Below are 17,713 nucleotides of genomic sequence, written 5' to 3'. Positions count from 1 at the left end.
TTCAGCCCTCCTGTTCGGTGGAATGTCCGGGGAAGATCTCCGCGTCGGGGTCGAGTACGGCTGCGGCGTTGTTGACGGCGGTGGCGGCTTCGCCGAAGCCGACGGAGATGAGCCGCACCTTTCCGGGATAGTCGGTGATGTCGCCGGCCGCGTAGACGCGCGCGACGTTGGTCTGCATGCGGGTGTTCACGACGATGTGCCGAGAGTCGATGTCGATCCCCCAGTCCAGCATCGGACCCAGATCCGCGGTGAAACCCAGTGCCGCGATGACCGATTGAGCGCGGAGGGTGGTCGTGGACTTGTCGAGCTTGTGGGCGATGTCCACTTCGGTGATCCAGCCGTTGCCGCGAACGTCCGCCACGTCCGCGTTGACCAGGACCTGTACCGAGCTGTCGTACACCTTGGTCACGCTCGATTTGTGGGCGCGGAACTTGTCGCGCCGATGCACCAGGGTGACGGAGTTGGCGATCGGTTCGAGGTGCATCGCCCAGTCGAAGGCGCTGTCGCCGCCCCCGACGATCACCACATCCCTGCCCTGGTGTGCCGACAGGTCGGGGACGAAATAGCTCAGTCCACGATCGAGGAAATCCAGCCCTTTCGTCAACGGACGGGGTGTGAAGGTCCCGATTCCGCCGGTGATGATCACCGCACCCGCGGTGATGGTGCGGCCCTTGCTCGTTCCCACGACGGCGTTGCCGGACACGTCGTGGGCCAGGCTCTGTGCCTGTTCTCCCATCAGGTAGATCGGATCGAACGCAGCGGCCTGTTCCAGGAGTCCCGTGATGAGATCGCGCCCCTTCACGGCGGGAAAGCCGGCGATGTCGAGGATCGCCTTCTCGGGGTACATCGCGCTGACCTGGCCGCCCGGCTCCACGAGCGCGTCGACCACGGCGACGCGAAGGCCACGGAAGCCCGCGTAGTACGCGGCATAGAGCCCCGCTGGGCCAGCTCCGATGACCAGAATATCGACGTCGAGCTCGGTATCCGTCGACGAGGAGGACGATGTATTCACTGTGGGAACGCTAATCAGCGTGCGGCGCTTCATAAATGAAACCGGTCCGGTCAGCAGACTCCGTTCGGCCCGGGAGTGACACACGAAAACGGGCCCGTCGGCCATAGGTGTGGCCGGCGGGCCCGCGATAACGGACAGCGCGCATCTGCGTGTGCGACCGATCAGGCGCCGAAGATCTCCGGTTCCTCCGCGGCGATTTTCTGGATGATGGTCGAGTAGGCGAACCAGCCGACCTTCTCGGTGCCCACTGCCTCGTAGGTCTGGGCCGCGATCTTGTCGTGCAGTGTGATCGGTTCGCCGGCGGCGCGTGCGGCGAGCTCGGCCTGCATCGACCGTTCCATCGACACGTACCACCACACCGCGCTCTCCACCGACGTGCCTACGGTCAGGTGTCCGTGGTTGCTGAGGATCACCGCCTTGTTGGCGCCGAGCGCCTGCGCGATCCGTCGGCCCTCCTCCTCGTCCAGCGCGACACCGTGGTATTCCTCGTAGATCGAGTGGTCGTCGTAGAACGCGCACGCGTCCTGCGTGATCGGCGTGAGCAGCCGGTGCAGCGAAGAGAACGCCTTACCCTGCAGTCCATGGGCGTGGACAGCGCCGATCACATCGGGTCGGGCCTCGTGCACTTTCGAGTGGATGACGAACGCGGCACGGTTGAGTGGTCCTTCTCCGGACAGGATCGTGCCGTCGGAGTCCACGTGCAACAGTTCGTCCGGCATCACCTTCGAGAAGTGACGTCCGAACGGGGCTGTCCAGAAGGTGTCGGTGCGCTCCGGGTCGCGAGCGGTGATGTGGCCGGAGATTCCCTCATCCAGCCCGAACCGCGACAGGATTCGATAACCACCGATCACCGCTACCTTGCGGCGACGGCGCTCCTGGTCGAGATTCGCCGATTCCGGTGCTCCGGGAATGCCCGCCAGTTCGGCGATCGTCGGAGACTGAGTCATTGTGTGCTCCTACTCATTTGACGCCGTATCGGGAGAGGAACGTCGTCGAGAAGATCCGCAGGATGCGGTCGAAGATGAAACCCATGATGCCGAGAACGATGATTCCGACGAACGTCCAATCGATGCGACCGTAGTTGCGGGCCTGCCAGATCATCGACCCGATCCCGTGGTCGGCGGCGACGATCTCGGCGGAGACGATGGTGAGGAAGCTGTTGCCCATCGCGAGCCGGGCGCCGGTCACGATGCCGGGCACCGCCGAGGGCAGCACGACGGTCTTCATGAGCTGGAACTTGTTCGCACCCAGACTGGTCGCGGCCTGGAATTTGTTCTCACTGATCGCGACGGTGGCGGCGATCGTGCTCACCGTGACGATGAACACCGAGGTGTAGAAGATCAGGACGACCTTGGAGGTCTCGCCGATCCCGAACCACACCACCGCGAGTGTCACGAAGGCGATCGGCGGGATGAAGCGGAAGAACTCGATGTAGGGATCCAGCAGTTGACGCACGATGTTGACGCGCCCCATCAGGATTCCGATCGGGGCGCCGATGACGACACCGAGGCTCCAGCCGATGAGGATCCGCTGCGCGGATGCCCAGATCGAGGTCCACAACACTCCGCGCTGCGCGAGTTCGACCGCGGCCGTCCACACCGCGCCGGGCGAAGCGATGGTGGTGGGTCCATACCACCACGCGAGAAACGACCAGACGGCGAGACCGAGCACAGCCGACGCCACCCACAGCAACGCGGTGCGTGTTGCCTGGCCGGCGACGCTCGCCGATTTGCTCCGGGTCCGTCTCGACTTCGCTTTTCCCGCCGGCACTGCCGGCCTCTGCACGACCGCGGTCATAGCACGTCCTCTTCGATACCCTGATTACGCAACGACGTCACGACCTCGGCACGGATGTCGTCGCGCAGTTGTTCATACAGATCGATCACATCCGGATGGGTGCGGTCCCGCGGTCGCGGTGCACGGACCTCGTAGATGCTCTTGATGCGCGCCTGGGGTCCGGCGGACATCACCACCACTCGATCGGCGAGTGTGAGCGCCTCGTCGATGTCGTGAGTGACGAACACGACGGTGCAGCCGGTGTGCCGCCAAATCTTGTCCAACTCGATCTGCAACACCTGCCGGGTTTGCGCGTCCAAGGCGCCGAACGGCTCGTCCATCAAGACGAGCGAAGGCTGATTGGCCAGTACCCGGGCGATCTGCACCCGCTGGCGCATACCACCCGACAGCTGGGACGGGAATTTCTCACCCGAATGGGGCAGGCCCACCATAGCGAGGTATTCGGCCGCGATTCGTGCCTGCTCCGCCCGGCTCGCACCGTGCATGCGCGGGCCATACGAGACATTCTGGTTGACGGTCATCCATTCGAAGAGCGCCTCCGAACTTTGGAAGACCATGCCCGCGTGCGCGTTGCTTCCCTTTACCTCATCACCGTCGCAGATTATTTCGCCCGCGGTCGGTTGGATGAATCCGGCCATCGACGACAGCAGCGTCGACTTTCCACACCCGCTGGGGCCGAGGAGACAGATGAATTCTCCCTCCCGGACATGCAGGTCGATTCCCGAAACGATCTCTGCAGCCCCGAAGCTGATCCCGAGATCTCTGATGTCTACGGGAACACCTTTGATCGCTGTCACACTCATTGAGCACTCTTCTTGTACCAGTCGACGAGCATCGTCGATTTGAGGTCCGGCTGCACGGTCATTACTCCGAGTTTCTTGTAGAAATCGACCACTGATTGGGCCGCCTCGATGTCGCCGGTGGCGAGATTCTCTACAGCGAAGTCGATTTCGTCGACGGCGGTGATGGTCTGGTCCTGGGCGACATTCACTGCGGATTCCGTCGCCGTGGCGGCCAGCTTGGGGTCTGATTCGACCAACTGCGTCGCCTTGTCCAGAACCTGGGCGACCTTGCGGGCCGTCGAGTCGTTCGCACTCAACCACGGCTGTGTGGTGATTGCCCAGTGGTGGTAGAACCAGTCGAAATCGCCCGTCCGCGCGACGACGTGTCCGATGCCCTGGCTCAGCGCGGCAGCCGGCCACGGCTCCCACATCACGTAACCGTCGATGTCGCCGCGGCCGAGCAACGCGGGCATGTCGTTCGGCGTGGCCGTGACCATCTTGACCGAATCGGGCGATACGCCGTTCGCCTCGAGGTATTTGTTGGTCGAGATCTGGCTCAGTCCGGGAACGATACCCATCGTCTTCACCTCCGCCGCCGACTCGACACCGTTGCGCAGGACGACCTTGATGTACCGGCCAGATGCCTCGTATGCGTACATCGCGCGCAGCGACGGGTTCTGCTGGAGTTGCTGAATCGTGGTGGTGTCGGAGCTTCCGGCGATCTGAACCTGACCGGTAGCGAGAGCGTCGACCGCTTCGCCGCCTCGCCCGAACTGCACGAGCTGCACATTCAGGCCCGCATCCTTGAACAGACCTTTCTTGTCGGCGACAAAGAACGGGGCGTAGGAAGCGTCGATGCCGACCGCGATCCGGACAGGTCCACTACCTGCCGTATCGGCGGTGCTCTGCGTCGCCGGGCGACTGCACGCACCGATGGTCATCGTGAGAAGTACTGCCGCCGACGCGAGAGCAGTTTTGCCGAGTTGGGATCGCCAGGCCATGTGCCGACACCTTCGTTCTGTGATCTGGGCCGCAATTGCGGGCTTTGTGTGAAGCAACCTAACCGCGGTGACCAGGCCCGAGAATCATCTCGGTCCGCCGTGCGGACCATGGACCAGAACTTACCTCGGCGCAACTCGGGGTGCCCATATGGTGTGGTTTCCGAAAACATCGATGAAACATTCGCGTCGTCGGGCTTTCTGTCTACAGCGTCCATCGCGGTCGATCGCCGGCGCAGACTCGTGCCACATTCTCGGCGGTCATCGCATAGATCTGTTGTCGCGCTGTACTGCTGCCACCGGCGACGTGCGGGCTCAGCAATACGGTGTCCAGGGTGCGCAGGGGACTGTCGGAGCGGAGCGGCTCGCTGGCGAACACGTCGAGTGCGGCCCCGGCGATTGCGCCCGAACGCAGCGCCGCGACGAGTGCCGATTCGTCCACCACATGTCCGCGCGCGACGTTCACGACCAGCGCCCCCGCCGGCAGCATCGACAGTTCTGCGGCGGCGAGCAGCCCGTGGGTTTGCGTGGTCAAAGGCACCGCCACAACCAGCACATCGGCGACCGGCAGCAGATCGTCCATCGGCAGGTAGCGTGCCGTCGCGGTCTGGTGGCGGGTTCGCGCGGTGTAGGCGACCTCGCATCCGAACGCGGCGAACAGCGCTGCGCACCGACGGCCGACCGCGCCGAAGCCGACGATCCCGACCCGGAGCTCACCGAGGTCACGGCAGCCCTTAGCCAATATCGTCTCCTGAGGCCAGCGCCCCTCCGAAACTTCCGTGTGAGCCCAGGGCATGGACCTGCTCAGGCTTGCCGCCGCGACAACCGCCCATTCGGCGACCGACGCCGCGTTGGCGCCCGGGGTGTTGGCTACCGGGACCCCCACGGCGGCCCACGCGGCCAGGTCGATGAAGTTCACGCCGGCCCCGGGTTGCTGAATCAGTTTCAGTCGGCCGGCGAGAGTCGCCTCGGTCGCGCCCAGCGGCAGCGCGCCACTCCAATCGCCGACCACGATATCGGCGTCCGGCAGCAATCCACGCAGTTCATCGACGGTCCGGTACGTCGGACGCAGTACCTGCCCGGCCCCGCCGACGGCCGCGCGGATCGCCGCACCGAGTCCGTCGTCCTCATCCGCGGCCAACACTACGATCCGGTTCATCGGCCGTCCTACTCTCTTCTGCTGAGCACCGCGGGCCGACCACGCGCGCGATGCGTGACCGGCCCGCGGCGGCACGGCCTGGATCAGCTCAGGCCGATGCCTTCGCCTGCGCGGACGCCTTCGCCAGAAAGTCCAGGCTCAGCGGGTTGTACAACGCTGCCTGCTCGTGCTGCGGCCAGTGGCCGCACTCGGCGTAGAGCTGCAGCTGGGCGCCGGGAATGTCCTCCGCCATCTTCTTGGCTTCCGGCACGTCGCCGAACGGATTCTCGTGGCCCCACACCACCAAGGTGGGTGCCTGAATTTTCGCGAGACGCTCCGGACGCAGGAGGTTGCGTTGCCGGACCTCCATCTCCTGCAGCGACAGCAGGTTGTGGATGTTCGCGACGAAGTCCGGCTGGTGGTAGATCCGGTGTCGGACCTCGACGAGTTCCTCGGTGGCATCGGCCGGGTCATGCATCAGCAACCGAAGGCGGGCCCTGGTGAGTTCGATGTCGTCGCTGCGCACCGCCTTGGTGGTGGAGGTCTTGATCCGTTCCATGATGGTGGGGTTCGCGACAGTGCCACCGGCGGCGAGCAGCTGCAGTGACAGCACCCGGTCGGGCTGTTCGCTGGCGAGATGAGCGGCGACCCAGCCACCCAGCGACTCGCCGACCAAATGTGCCCGCTCGATCCCGACGGCATCGAGGTAGTCGACCAGATGCTGGACGTAGCGGGGGATCTCGTAGGGGTAGTCCGGCTTGCCCGTGTAGCCGTGGCCGAGCATGTCGATGGCGTGGCACCGGTAATGCGGCGCGTGCGCGGCGATGTTGCGGGCGAACGCTTCGAGGTGACCGCTGGTGCCGTGTAGGAACACCACCGCCTCGTCTCCGGAACCGGCTTGCAGTGCGCGGGTGGGGATGCCGTTCGCGTCGACCGTCCGCAGTGTGAAGTCCAGTCCGGCCAATTCGTTCCAGATTGTCATGATTGCGTCCCTCGTGACGATGAGTGGGGGGTGGTGGGGTCCAGAACCGCAACGCCCATTCCGGTGAGCCATTCCGGAATAGCCTCATAGGCGAGGCGCTCGGCGGGGATGTAGTCCATGATCGCGGCCATCATCAACCACGTGCGCAGTTCCTGTGCGCCGTTACCGGCCGCATCCTCGACGTAGCTGGTGGAGTACTCGGCCAGCTCCGAACCCTTGCCGGCCACCAACAGATCGAGGACATGGTCATCGAACTCGGGAGTGATGGCGGCCTCGGCGGCCCGAATGATCTGTCGGCGGCGCACGTCGTAGTCCGACCAGTTCTCCCGGCCGTCCAGCCAGGCCTGGACCATGAAGTCCTCGTCCTCGCCGTGCGGGTCGCGCCAGTCCGGCCACGGCAGTCGGTGCGAAAGGCCACCGGAGGCGATGACAACGACCCGCTTCTCCTCGGGGTAACCGGCGATCGCCGAGCGCAGTGCGATGGCGAGTTCCGCGCACCGCTGAAAAGTCGGCAACGGTGGTGCGAAGACATTGACGACCAGCGGGACGATCGGCACGTCGAGCCCCTCGAGCAGGTACTGGATCGCGTGGGACTGTCCGTGATCGATCTGCAGCCGTGCCGAGTACGCCAGGTCGAAGCGCCCGCCCTCGATCACCTCGTTCGCCAAGTGCCGGGCGAAATCGACATCGACCTGCTGCGGGCCCTTCGGGGTTCCGGATTCGCCACTGGAATTCACTTCGCCCACACCCAGCGTGAAGGCGGGAATGAGATCGAGCCAGAACCCACGGAAGTGGTTGGATCCGATGATCAACACCACATCCGGTGCCGCGGCCGCGATCCGGTCCCGCGTGGCGTACAGCGCGTCCCGGAAACGGCAGGCCTCCGCCTTGTGCGTCGTCTCCTCCCAGTGGGTATTCATCAGGGTGCTGTGCGAGGCGCCGACACCCAACACGATTGTCGCCATCAGTAGCTCCCTACTTCGTCGAGTGTGCGTGTGACCGTGTCGAGGGCGACACGGATGAGATACTTGGTGAGCTTCTCCGCTTCCCGGAGATCCACCGTGTTCATGCCCATGGCGAAGTCCACCTCGAAGGGCGCGTCTACGACCTTCGGCATGCCTACCCGCACCGTGGGGATTCCACGTCCGCGCAGAATATTCGCGTCGGTGGCGCCGCTGGCGTCGTGGAACTCCTGATGCGGCGCGGCTTCGGCCGCTTCCCACGCTTCGATCGCCTTGCGGCACAGCCACATCTGCGGATCAGAGCCCGCACCGGGAATCGCCAGGACCTGTTCCACGTCGATCCGGATGCCGCCGAGGTCGGCGGCGATCTGCCGTACCGCCGCGACGAGTTCGCGTTTGGCCACAGTAGGAGTGGTGCGTGGGCTGAGCCGAAGATCGACCATCATGCGGACGTTCTCCGGAGTGAAGGACGCGGTGCGCTCCCAGCCACCCCGAATGTTCGCCACCATGCCTTGCGGCAAAACCAGGCCGTCGCGGTGTGCCAGCGAATACTGCGGGAACCACTCTTCCAATCGCGTCGCGACCGCCCCGGCCGCGGCGACCGGATTCTGGTACGGCAGTCGATGGCGGGAACCCACATAGGTGTGGCTGCCATGCACCGTGATCTCGAACCAGGCAAGTCCGACTTCTTCCCAGGACACGGTCCATCCCGGTTTCGCGATCAGCGCGAAGTCTGCCCACACACCCTGCTCGAGCAGGAAGGAACAGCCGACACCTTGGCCGGTGTTGCGGCGCGGATTACCCACGCCCGGGCGCGCGTTGGTCGGCATCCCACCGGCGCCGAAGCCGAGCAAGAGGTCTCCGGTGAGCGGAATTCCAGCAGCGCGAATCGCTTCTCCGGCCGCCAGCACACACGCCGCGTGCCCCTTGGGATTCGAGGCACCGAGTCCGATGACGTAATCCTCGACGGATGCGGCCCGCGCGACCATGTCGGCGCGGAGCGATTCGCCGACCCACGGCAGATCTTCCTCGGCGTTGCCACTGGTCACCGTATCGATCGGGGCATACAGCAGCAGGTCCGGACCGGTTCCGTTCCCTGGCACTCGACCCCACGAGTTGGCCTGCCGGTCATCGAGATACATCGTGCGCGCCGAAATCCCCGCCGCCTCCAGGGTGGTGGTGATGTGTCGGGCGAGTGGTGCCTCATCGCCGGTCGGGCTGGCAATGTCGACGAGCCCGGTCAGCAGGTCGCGCAGCCGGTCGCGGTTCACCTGCGCGCAGGCAGCTGCTACCCAGCGGCGACGCTGCGCATCCAGGCCCGCGAGCGTATCGACTTCGCCGACCGTCATGGAGTGACCTGATGGACCTGGGTGTTGCTGTGTCGAGCGACGAACCGCCAGGCGATGGGTGCGACCGCGACGACAGCCCCGCCGGCGAACAGAGCGATCAGTGTCTTGAACATGGGTTCCTCTATTCGCTCGACGTGACGGGTTCTGCGGACTTGGCTGCTGCCGTGCCACCGCGCGATGCGGGTGCCCGGCGCTCACGTGTCCGGGCGACGGGTTGCGGTGTGAATTCGGCGGCTGCGGTGAGCTTCGCGGCGTACTCTTCCTCGGCGAGATTGCGCCACGTGGTGAGCGAGACGTCGGGCCGGTATAGCTTCTCCGGCGGTGCGTCGGTGACCTCGACCATCCAGGCGTCCTGTCCGGAGAACTGGCCGTGGAACAGCCAGCGGATCGCCCCCAGATACTTCGCGTAGAAGCCGAGCTTTTTGACCCCCGACACGAAGTTCACCATCAATCCGACGTACCTGTGCCGGTCATCGTCGACCGGCACGTAGAACTCGTAGTGGATGAAGTTGGGGTAGGCGATGCGCAGTACGCCGGGCATGGACAGGGAAGCGAATCCGGGGAAGTTCTGCGCCGCGATGACGGGATTGACCTCGAGTCCGGCACCGACGTTGCCGATCTGGGACACCTTGGTCTCGTCCGGCTTCTTCTTCCACCACCGCTTGTTGGTCCAGGTCCCGACACCTGGGAAATCGGCCTCCCAGTACACCTCGTCCTGCACCCGATAGATCCACCGGCCCTCGGGCACGATCCGCGTGATGTTCCAGGTCGGCATCGGCTTGAACAGCCGCCACAGCGCCGTGCGATGGAGGTATTTCGCGTGCCCCTCGTCGAAGCCGTTCTCGCAGGCGAAACGCCAATTTCCCGCGCGCGGCTGGATGCGGCCGCCGACAACTCCGGCGTTCTCGACCAGTTCTCGCGGCAGCTGCTCGTCGATCGGAGGCGCCGGCTCGCTCGCGATCGGGATGTACACCCAGACGAGTCCCAGACGCTCCTCGACCGCATACGTCTGGACCGAGAGTTTGCCGCAGATCTTGGAGTCGGGGCCGTCGGTGATGACCGCGGCGAGCTTGCCGTCGGTCAAGCGATACGTCCATCCGTGGTACGGGCAACTCACCGTTCCCGGGAATTGCTGGTTGCCTTCCGAGAGCGGCACGCCACGGTGTGGGCAACGGTCGTGCAGCGCGTAGGCCTTGCCGGCGTCTCGGATGATGGCGAGCTTCTCACCGCAGATCGTGTAGCTTTTCGGGTTCTTGGTGATGTGACTGGACCAGGTGACGGGGTACCAATACCCCCGGTACCCGCTACCCGCCGCGTTGTACTTCGGCCAAGCCGTCCAGTCCTGTCGACCGGCCGCGCGCGGCCGCTCCGGGACAGCTTGGGTGTCTTCCGGCGCGTCGACACCAGTCATGTGAAGTCCTTTCGACACGAGATGTTTGTTACGGCGATCCTGGGTGAATGCTGAGCGAGCGCCAACGGATCGGGTTTACTCAGCAGACCGGTTCCGCGTTACCGACCACCACGGCTTCCCCTACCGCGCACGGTGCGCCGTCGCCGCAGCGTTCCTCGAGATCGAGCGTGACGAGCCCGTCGGCGATCTCACGAACGACTCCGGTCACGACGAGTTCACAGCCCACATACGCGGGCGCGCGGTTGCGCCAGCCGACGGAGACCACACCGCGCGGACCGCCGGCGAACAGCGCCGCGGCACGGTAGAACAATGTCCCGTGCAACTGTGCCATCACCACCGGGCCGTCGAGGCCCTCGATTCCGGCGTACTGGTGGTCGTAGTGGATGCGATGCGAATTGTGCGTGGCGGCGCCGAACCGGAGCAGCCGAACCGGATCTGTTTGCAGGACAACAGGTTCGATGTGCTGGCCGACTGCGGCGCGGTGACTCGGTGCTGTGGTCATCGGACGATGAACCTCTCGATGACGGTGGCGAGGTCGCCTGCCCTGCGGGCGCGATACGTTTTCGACACGGTGAGCAGCAGAAACTCCGAGCCCGGCTTGCCCTTGCGCTCGACGGTTTCGAGAACGCGGCGCACGGTGACCGGATCACCGAGGGGGACCGGGCGGTGGAAGGTGATGGTTTGCCCGCCCGCCATCAGACGCACGTCGAGTCCATCGGTTCCGGGAACCTCGTCCCGGAACATGCCGTCGGCCCGATAGTCGCCGGCGAATCCGCCGTCGGGACCCCGGAGTTGACTGGGCAGGTATAGCGGATGCACCTCGAAGCCCGCCGAGTCGGGATCGAGCAGGCGCGGGTCGGTCTCTGCGCATGCACGCGCGAACGCGACCGTTTCCGGCGCGCGTAGTGGGCCGAGATCCCGGTGCTCGACGGTTCCGACCAGGGCACTTGCCCGCCGTTCGGCAGCCCGCAAGTCTGATCTCATGCGCCGATGCTAGGGCTGCGTCACGACATGAAACCACAGACCGGGACCATCCAGCGGACCGCGATACTTCACACCTACTGCCGGATGGAGTCAGGTGTGCCCATGGCACATCCACCGAACAGCTTGTACGCCAGCGCAGCCGGCGTGAAGTTCCACTACCACGATCTCGGCGAGGGGGCTCCCACGATCTTCCTGCACGGTGGTGGACCCGGATGCACCGCCTGGTCCGACTTCGGGCCGGTGGCGCCGTTGTTCGCCCGCGATCGCCGCGCGATACTCGTCGACATCCTGCAGTACGGCCGGTCGGAGAAGTGCACGATCACCGGACCGATGTGGGACTTCCACGCCGCGAAGATCGTGGCCCTGCTCGATGAACTCGGGATCGCCCGCGCCGACTTCATCTGCAACTCCTGGGGTGGGACGATCGCCCTGAATCTCGCCGCCAAATACCCCGACCGGGTTCGCACGTTGGTGGTCACCGGCAGCATGCCGGTGTTCTATGGTCCCCTTGCTCCCCTGCCGGAAAACGGTCACCGTGGGCGTACCGCCCGGGATGTCTACTACGGCGGAGAGGGACCGACCCGGGAGAAGATGCGCCAACTGATCACGCGACTCGAATGGTTCGACGGGGACAAGCTTCCCGAACAGACACTCGACATGCGTTACCAGCAGAGCCTCGATCCCGAAGAGATGGCGCTCGCGGCGTCCTCGGACAATCCGCGCGGTGACTGGCAGGATCTCACCGCCGAACTCGGGATGATCAAGGCCCCGGTGTTGTTCGCCTGGGGAATGAACGACGCATTCCTCACCCCGGACTATCCCTTGATGCTGGCCCGCATGATCACGCACGGCCACCTGTATGTGATGGACAAGGCGTCACATCACCTGCAAGAGGAACGACCCTTCGACTACTACTCCGTGGTGACCGGATTCCTTGACCAACAGCATCAGTAACCCGCAGGTCGTCGCTTCTTCCGAGCGCGGAAGCCGCCTACGACTGGTCCTGATCCTAGGAATGCTCACCGCCCTCGGGCCCTTCACCGTCGACATGTATCTGCCGGCGCTGCCAACGATCACCGCCCAGTTCCACACCACCGAAACCGCAGTGCAACTCACCCTGACGGGGACATTGGTCGGACTTGCGATCGGTCAGCTCGTCGTCGGTCCGTTGTCGGACATCTATGGGCGCCGCCGACCACTCGTCGTGGGCACCGTTGTGCATGTCGGGGCTTCGGTGCTGTGCTTCTTCGCCCCGTCCATCGCAGCCCTCGGGGCTTTGCGGACGCTGCAGGGATTCGGCGCGGCCGCGACCGGGGTGATCGCCATGGCGGTCGTACGCGACCTGTTCGTGGGTCGAGCAGCCGCCGTCGTCATGTCGCGGCTGATGCTCGTGATGGGCGTGGCGCCGATCCTGGCCCCGTCGGTCGGCGGACTTCTCCTGACCGCGGTTTCGTGGCAGGGAGTGTTCCTCGTTCTGGCCGGACTCGGCCTGCTGATGATGCTGCTGGGTGGGTATGTGATGCCGGAGACGCTGCCGCCCGCCGCCCGCACCAGCCGGGGGATCGCCGCAATCGCGCGGACGTATCTGATGCTGGGCCGGGATCTCCATTTCCTCGTCCTGGTGCTGGTGTGCGGGATGGGGCGAGGTGTCCTGTGGGCATACGTCGCCGGTTCGTCGTTCGTGCTGCAAGGCCAATTCGGGCTCGACCCGGAGTGGTACGGTTTCGCCTTCGCCGCCGGCGCCGTGGTGCTGATCGGTGCGTCGCAATTGAACGTGGTGCTGCTCGATCGGTGGTCACCGCATCGCATCAGCATCGCCTCGCTCTTGGTCAGCACCGGCGTCGGCGTCGTCTTCGTCGCCGTGGCAGCCAGCGAAACCGGAGGGTTCCTCGGCTTCGCGCTACCGGTTCTCGTGCTGCTCTGCGCGACCGGCTTCGTGATGCCGAATGCGCCGGCACTGGCCCTCTCGCGGCACGGTGCGGTCGCCGGCACAGCCGCCGCGATGGTCGGCTTCACGCAGTTCGCAGCGGCAGCCATCGTCGCACCGGTAGTAGGACTGCTCGGAAATACCAGCCTCGCGGTGGCGGTAGCGATGACAGTGTCGGCGACGCTAGGATTCCTCGCCCTGGCGACGGTGCGCGAGGGTTCCCGTACGAGGCGCTTCAAGCCACGCGTCCGAGCGGCGTCCGGCTGATCCCTAAACACGTGGACGTCGGCCGGGCCGGACAGCGTGTCGAGATGTATCCGGCGGTGAAAAATCGACATCGACCGATCAGCCCGCGTGGCGGCCTTATCGAACCGGTCCTCCGCCGTGAAGCAGTCGTCTGGACCGTGGTGTTCCTCCCGCGAAAGGCTGTTGGCTCGGAGTGGAACTCTCAGGGCCAACAGGTTCGCGGCGGGACCGACTACTTCTGCTCGTACGTGCCGATCAGCGTGGCGCGGGCCAGCGTGTGCGAGAACAGATTGAAGCCGAGGTAGGCGGACGAGGCGTTCTCGTCGACCCCGAGGCTGTCGACGTCCACGGCGTGCACGACGATGAAGTACCGGTGCGGCCCGTGACCCGGTGGCGGCGCGGCACCAACGAAGCCGTGGAAACCGCCATCGTTGCGCAGCGTGATCGCCCCCGTCGGTAGCGCCCCGCCCTCCGCCCCACTACCTGCGCCGCTAGGTAGCGAGGTCACGCTCGCCGGAATGTCCGCGACCGCCCAGTGCCAGAAGCCGGAAGCGGTCGGAGCATCGGGGTCGTACACCGTGACCACGAAGCCCTTGGTCTCCGCGGGAAATCCCGACCAGGACAGCTGCGGCGAGATATCCCTGCCTCCCGCGCCGAACACACCGCTGACCTGGTCATTGCCCAGCGGCTGCCCGTCGGTGAGATCATCAGAGGTGAGCGTGAACGACGGTACCGCCGGAAGCGCGTCGTACGGGTTGTAGGTCATGGAGCCCCTTTCGGTTCGGTTCAGCTGTGCAGCAGGAAGTGTTCCAGTACGCGGGTGCCGAATTCGAGCGCTTCCACCGGAACCCGCTCATCCACACCGTGGAACAGGGCAGAGAAGTCGAGGTCCGGCGGCAGCTGCAGCGGTGCGAAACCGAAGCAGCGAATGCCCAACCGGGCGAACGCTTTCGCATCCGTGCCGCCGGAGAGCATGTAGGGCACGGTCCGGCCCTGTGGATCATGCGCCAGCACGGCGTTGTTCATCGCGTCGACCAGGTCGCCGTCGAAGGTCGTCTCATAGGAGTCGAGTTTGGTGATCCACTCGCGCTCGACATCGGGACCGATCAGCTCGTCCACCTCGCGCTCGAACGCCGCCTGCCGCCCGGGGACCACGCGGCAGTCCACCACGGCCTCGGCGGTTTGTGGAATCACGTTGGCCTTGTAACCGGCCTGCAGCATGGTCGGATTCGCGGTGTCGCGCAGCGTCGCGCCGATGATGCGGGAGATCGTGCCCAGTTTGGCGAGTTGACCCTCGATGTCGCGCCCGGTGGGATCGAACTCCAGCCCGGTCTCCTCGGTGACCGCCGCGAGGAACGCGGCAACCGACTCCGACAGCACCAGGGGGAAGATATGTTGGCCCAGTCGCGCCACCGCGGCGGCCAGGATGGTCACCGCGTTGTCCTCGTGCAGGAACGAGCCGTGACCGGCGCGGGTCTTGGCGCGCAACCGCATCCAGCCCAGGCCCTTCTCGGCCGTCTCGACCAGGTAGAGCCGGCGTTCGGTGCCGTCAGGGCGCGGGACGGTCAGCGAGAACCCACCGACCTCCCCCACCGCCTCGGTAACGTCCTCGAACAGGTCGGGCCGGTTGTCCACCAGCCATTGCGACCCCCACTTGCCGCCGTTCTCCTCGTCGGCGAGGAACGCGAACAGCAGATCACGCGGCGGCACCGTGCCCTCGAGTTTGAATTGGCGGGCCACCGCCAGCATCATCCCGACCATGTCTTTCATGTCGATCGCGCCGCGACCCCACACATAGCCGTCGCGTACGGCGCCGGAGAACGGGTGCACGCTCCAATCCGCAGCTTCAGCCGGCACCACATCCAGGTGCCCGTGAATCATCAGCGCGCCCCGGCTCGGATCGGCTCCGGCCAGCCGCGCGAAGACGTTGCCACGTCCCTGCGCTCCGGATTCGACGTACTCGGTGATATATCCCGCCTGCTGCAGTTGGTCGGCCACCCACTGCGCGCACTCGCATTCGCCCTTGGTGGTGGCCAGGTCACCGGTGTTGGAGGTATCGAAGCGGATCAGCGTGCTGACCAACTCCACCACTTCCGACACCGCGCGAGAGTTTCGGTTCGGATCTGTTCCATCGCCAGTTGCGGACACGCATCCTTTCCTACCATCTGACACACCGGTCGCTGTGCGCCCGGCCGCCGAGCCCCGCCAGCCGTGCGTCGGGTGTCCTCGGCCGCGGTGGGCAGTCGCGGGCCGGCGAAGGCGGCGAATTTCGTCGGCCCGAAGGGGATCGCCTGTTCACGGAGAATCGTTCGGACGCACAGTGACAGGTGGATCAGCCGCCTTGGTGCACGCGGTCCGCGCCGATCCGATCGATCCGTTCGCGACCCCACGTACCCAACGGCTGCAGTGCGACGTTCAGTGCGACCCCGAGATCGGTGAGGCGATATTCGACGCGGGGTGGTACCTCGCGATAGACCTCTCGGCTGACGATCCCGTCCTCCTCCAGCTCGCGCAATTGCTGGATCAGCATCTTCTCCGAGACGCCGGGCAGGCCCTTGCGCAATGCAGCGAAGCGTCGAACGCCGTGGTTGTCGAGCTCCCACAGAATCAACGATTTCCATTTCCCGCCGACGACGTCCATCGCCGCGTCGATGCCACAGAAATATGGCCCGGTCCTCTTTTCGCCCATCGTTCGTCCTCCCACCTGGACGCACACTTCCTGGTAAGTACCAAACCAAATAGTAGGTACTTGTCGCTTGGTCGAGTACAGCGCAACCTGGTTCGAGTGCGCTGACCACGAAATTTCGAACGTTCACTGACGCCAAGGGGTTGACTCTGCGATGACGAAAACATCGAAAACCCCGGTGACGATCCTGGGGCTCGGCGCGATGGGTCGAGCGCTCGCCTCCGCGTTCTGCACGGCCGGACTGCCGACGACAGTATGGAACCGCACCCCGGGCACACACGCCGACCTCATCGCCGCGGGAGCCACCAGCGCACCGTCCGTCGAGAAGGCGATCAGGGCGGGTGGCCCGATCATCACAGTCCTCCTCGATCACGCCTCGGTGCAGGAGACCCTGGACCCGGTCGCAGACCGGATGGTAGGCCGCCAACTGATCAACCTGACCAGCACCGCGCCCGGGGAGGCCCGCGAACTCGCGGCGTGGGCCGCCGACCACGCCATCGACTACCTCGACGGCGGCATCATGGCGGTCCCGTCGATGATCGGCACACCCGGCGCCGCCATTCTCTACAGCGGCTCGCGGCAGGTCTTCGACACCCACCGTGCAATCCTCGAATTGTTAGCTGCCGCAGAGTACTTCGGTGACGACGCCGGTCTCGCCTCCACCTACGATTTCGCCCTGCTGGCCACGATGTACGCCATGTTCGGCGGTTTCCTGCACGGCGCGGCCCTGATGCGGTCGGTCGGCGTCTCCGCTACCCAGTTCGGCGAACGGGCTGCGGCATGGGTGACGGCGATGACACAGTCACTGCCTCACCAGGGTCGAGTCATCGACACCGCCGACTACACCGATCCCGTCCAGTCCATCGCCTTCCACAAATCCGCGATCGACGCGATCTATCGTGCGAGCCGCGACGCGGGCGTGTCTTCCGACTTCGTCGCCCCGCTGAAGAACCTTCTCGACCGTCAGGTCGCCGACGGCCACGGAACTCTCGGATTCGAGCGCACATTCGAGGAACTCTCCTGAATCGCGCCCGGCGGTGCATCCGACCCCGATCGGCCGCACGGCTCTCGCCGCAAGTCCGGCGAAACCACGAAGAATCTGCAGTTCCAGGCACGATTTGGTCCACGAGGGGTGATCCGATAATCTTGCTGAGCATCACCGGTCCGGGTGGCGGAATGGCAGACGCGCTAGCTTGAGGTGCTAGTGCCCTTTATCGGGCGTGGGGGTTCAAGTCCCCCTCCGGACACAATCACTAGACCCACGGGCGGCTAGGGGACAGCTTCGGCTTCTACCGTTCGTGTGGCTGAAAGTTGGTTTCAAGCCGGGGCCTCGATAAACTTTCTGCTTATCGGCCGTTTCTGCTGTGCGGAGGGTCGCGGCAAGGCCACCGAAGGCTTCAGTAAGTCGCGTAATCTCCTTTCTTGCTCAACTGTCGTTG

General features: G+C 65.1%; 18 protein-coding genes and 1 tRNA gene. 4 read left to right on the top strand and 15 right to left on the bottom strand.

The window, feature by feature from the left end:
* Position 1 precedes the first annotated feature (1 nt).
* The 12 genes from AB0C34_RS15135 to AB0C34_RS15080 form a co-directional block, all read right to left on the bottom strand.
* The gene (locus tag AB0C34_RS15135) at positions 2–1,012 is read right to left on the bottom strand and encodes an NAD(P)/FAD-dependent oxidoreductase (RefSeq protein WP_357072041.1); all 1,011 of its coding nucleotides are present in this window, start codon (positions 1,010–1,012) and stop codon (positions 2–4) included.
* Between the two features lie 161 nt (positions 1,013–1,173).
* Positions 1,174–1,959, bottom strand: coding sequence for a class II aldolase/adducin family protein (locus AB0C34_RS15130; protein ID WP_357072038.1), 786 nt, complete (start codon positions 1,957–1,959; stop codon positions 1,174–1,176).
* A gap of 13 nt (positions 1,960–1,972) precedes the next feature.
* Positions 1,973–2,809, bottom strand: coding sequence for an ABC transporter permease (locus AB0C34_RS15125; protein ID WP_357072036.1), 837 nt, complete (start codon positions 2,807–2,809; stop codon positions 1,973–1,975).
* Entirely contained in the window at positions 2,806–3,612 is an 807-nt protein-coding gene (locus AB0C34_RS15120) for an ABC transporter ATP-binding protein (RefSeq protein ID WP_357072033.1), read from the bottom strand. Before AB0C34_RS15120 ends, AB0C34_RS15125 begins: the two co-directional genes overlap by 4 nt.
* Entirely contained in the window at positions 3,609–4,592 is a 984-nt protein-coding gene (locus tag AB0C34_RS15115) for an ABC transporter substrate-binding protein (protein ID WP_357072030.1), read from the bottom strand. Before AB0C34_RS15115 ends, AB0C34_RS15120 begins: the two co-directional genes overlap by 4 nt.
* A 202-nt stretch (positions 4,593–4,794) precedes the next feature.
* Complete coding sequence (locus AB0C34_RS15110) at positions 4,795–5,748, bottom strand: NAD(P)-dependent oxidoreductase (RefSeq protein ID WP_357072027.1); 954 nt, start codon at positions 5,746–5,748, stop codon at positions 4,795–4,797.
* A gap of 88 nt (positions 5,749–5,836) precedes the next feature.
* Positions 5,837–6,709, bottom strand: a complete 873-nt coding sequence (locus AB0C34_RS15105) for an alpha/beta fold hydrolase (protein ID WP_357072024.1) — start codon at positions 6,707–6,709, stop codon at positions 5,837–5,839.
* On the bottom strand, positions 6,706–7,674 hold the full coding sequence (locus AB0C34_RS15100; RefSeq protein WP_357072021.1) for a catechol 1,2-dioxygenase: 969 nt from the start codon (positions 7,672–7,674) through the stop codon (positions 6,706–6,708). Before AB0C34_RS15100 ends, AB0C34_RS15105 begins: the two co-directional genes overlap by 4 nt.
* Positions 7,674–9,020, bottom strand: a complete 1,347-nt coding sequence (locus tag AB0C34_RS15095) for a deacylase (RefSeq protein ID WP_357072018.1) — start codon at positions 9,018–9,020, stop codon at positions 7,674–7,676. The genes AB0C34_RS15100 and AB0C34_RS15095 overlap by 1 nt, the downstream gene beginning before the upstream one ends.
* 121 nt (positions 9,021–9,141) lie before the next feature.
* Positions 9,142–10,431, bottom strand: a complete 1,290-nt coding sequence (locus AB0C34_RS15090; protein WP_357072015.1) for an aromatic ring-hydroxylating dioxygenase subunit alpha — start codon at positions 10,429–10,431, stop codon at positions 9,142–9,144.
* A gap of 79 nt (positions 10,432–10,510) precedes the next feature.
* Positions 10,511–10,933, bottom strand: a complete 423-nt coding sequence (locus tag AB0C34_RS15085) for an acyl dehydratase (RefSeq protein WP_357072013.1) — start codon at positions 10,931–10,933, stop codon at positions 10,511–10,513.
* On the bottom strand, positions 10,930–11,415 hold the full coding sequence (locus AB0C34_RS15080) for a MaoC family dehydratase N-terminal domain-containing protein (RefSeq protein WP_357072010.1): 486 nt from the start codon (positions 11,413–11,415) through the stop codon (positions 10,930–10,932). The genes AB0C34_RS15085 and AB0C34_RS15080 overlap by 4 nt, the downstream gene beginning before the upstream one ends.
* Before the next feature lie 102 nt (positions 11,416–11,517).
* Here AB0C34_RS15080 and AB0C34_RS15075 point away from each other — a divergent pair, with 102 nt between their 5' ends.
* The gene (locus AB0C34_RS15075) at positions 11,518–12,369 is read left to right on the top strand and encodes an alpha/beta hydrolase (RefSeq protein ID WP_357072007.1); all 852 of its coding nucleotides are present in this window, start codon (positions 11,518–11,520) and stop codon (positions 12,367–12,369) included.
* A complete protein-coding gene (locus AB0C34_RS15070; RefSeq protein ID WP_357072004.1) occupies positions 12,350–13,609 on the top strand; it encodes a multidrug effflux MFS transporter in 1,260 nt (419 codons plus the stop codon). The genes AB0C34_RS15075 and AB0C34_RS15070 overlap by 20 nt, the downstream gene beginning before the upstream one ends.
* 211 nt (positions 13,610–13,820) lie before the next feature.
* Here the strand turns inward: AB0C34_RS15070 and AB0C34_RS15065 are convergent, their stop codons facing one another.
* The 3 genes from AB0C34_RS15065 to AB0C34_RS15055 form a co-directional block, all read right to left on the bottom strand.
* Positions 13,821–14,354 (bottom strand): YbhB/YbcL family Raf kinase inhibitor-like protein, encoded by a 534-nt coding sequence (locus AB0C34_RS15065; RefSeq protein WP_357072001.1) that lies wholly within the window; start codon positions 14,352–14,354, stop codon positions 13,821–13,823.
* A 20-nt stretch (positions 14,355–14,374) separates the two neighbouring features.
* The gene (locus AB0C34_RS15060) at positions 14,375–15,736 is read right to left on the bottom strand and encodes a M20/M25/M40 family metallo-hydrolase (protein ID WP_357071998.1); all 1,362 of its coding nucleotides are present in this window, start codon (positions 15,734–15,736) and stop codon (positions 14,375–14,377) included.
* 184 nt (positions 15,737–15,920) lie between these two features.
* On the bottom strand, positions 15,921–16,277 hold the full coding sequence (locus tag AB0C34_RS15055; protein WP_357071995.1) for a helix-turn-helix domain-containing protein: 357 nt from the start codon (positions 16,275–16,277) through the stop codon (positions 15,921–15,923).
* A 151-nt stretch (positions 16,278–16,428) separates the two neighbouring features.
* Between AB0C34_RS15055 and AB0C34_RS15050 the strand changes: the two genes are divergently transcribed.
* Together AB0C34_RS15050 and AB0C34_RS15045 are read left to right on the top strand one after the other, a co-directional pair.
* Positions 16,429–17,298 carry an NAD(P)-binding domain-containing protein gene (locus AB0C34_RS15050; protein WP_357071992.1) on the top strand — a complete coding sequence of 290 codons (870 nt, stop codon included), beginning with the start codon at positions 16,429–16,431 and terminating at the stop codon, positions 17,296–17,298.
* 138 nt (positions 17,299–17,436) lie between these two features.
* Positions 17,437–17,521, top strand: a tRNA-Leu gene (locus AB0C34_RS15045).
* Positions 17,522–17,713: the final 192 nt, after the last annotated feature.

The organism is Nocardia sp. NPDC049220 (assembly GCF_040647855.1).
Classification (GTDB): Bacteria; Actinomycetota; Actinomycetes; order Mycobacteriales; family Mycobacteriaceae; genus Nocardia.
Note: the sequence above shows the minus strand (reverse complement) of the source record. Positions and strands in the feature narration are given on the sequence as shown.

Bases quoted from the DNA above. Each gene is read 5' to 3' on its own strand.
- AB0C34_RS15065 (WP_357072001.1), bottom strand. From the start codon at position 14,354: ATGACCTACAACCCGTACGACGCGCTTCCGGCGGTACCGTCGTTCACG.
- AB0C34_RS15115 (WP_357072030.1), bottom strand. From the start codon at position 4,592: ATGGCCTGGCGATCCCAACTCGGCAAAACTGCTCTCGCGTCGGCGGCA.
- AB0C34_RS15120 (WP_357072033.1), bottom strand. From the start codon at position 3,612: ATGAGTGTGACAGCGATCAAAGGTGTTCCCGTAGACATCAGAGATCTC.
- AB0C34_RS15050 (WP_357071992.1), top strand. From the start codon at position 16,429: ATGACGAAAACATCGAAAACCCCGGTGACGATCCTGGGGCTCGGCGCG.
- AB0C34_RS15090 (WP_357072015.1), bottom strand. From the start codon at position 10,431: ATGACTGGTGTCGACGCGCCGGAAGACACCCAAGCTGTCCCGGAGCGG.
- AB0C34_RS15125 (WP_357072036.1), bottom strand. From the start codon at position 2,809: ATGACCGCGGTCGTGCAGAGGCCGGCAGTGCCGGCGGGAAAAGCGAAG.
- AB0C34_RS15055 (WP_357071995.1), bottom strand. From the start codon at position 16,277: ATGGGCGAAAAGAGGACCGGGCCATATTTCTGTGGCATCGACGCGGCG.
- AB0C34_RS15100 (WP_357072021.1), bottom strand. From the start codon at position 7,674: ATGGCGACAATCGTGTTGGGTGTCGGCGCCTCGCACAGCACCCTGATG.
- AB0C34_RS15080 (WP_357072010.1), bottom strand. From the start codon at position 11,415: ATGAGATCAGACTTGCGGGCTGCCGAACGGCGGGCAAGTGCCCTGGTC.
- AB0C34_RS15085 (WP_357072013.1), bottom strand. From the start codon at position 10,933: ATGACCACAGCACCGAGTCACCGCGCCGCAGTCGGCCAGCACATCGAA.
- AB0C34_RS15130 (WP_357072038.1), bottom strand. From the start codon at position 1,959: ATGACTCAGTCTCCGACGATCGCCGAACTGGCGGGCATTCCCGGAGCA.
- AB0C34_RS15095 (WP_357072018.1), bottom strand. From the start codon at position 9,020: ATGACGGTCGGCGAAGTCGATACGCTCGCGGGCCTGGATGCGCAGCGT.
- AB0C34_RS15110 (WP_357072027.1), bottom strand. From the start codon at position 5,748: ATGAACCGGATCGTAGTGTTGGCCGCGGATGAGGACGACGGACTCGGT.
- AB0C34_RS15075 (WP_357072007.1), top strand. From the start codon at position 11,518: ATGGCACATCCACCGAACAGCTTGTACGCCAGCGCAGCCGGCGTGAAG.
- AB0C34_RS15105 (WP_357072024.1), bottom strand. From the start codon at position 6,709: ATGACAATCTGGAACGAATTGGCCGGACTGGACTTCACACTGCGGACG.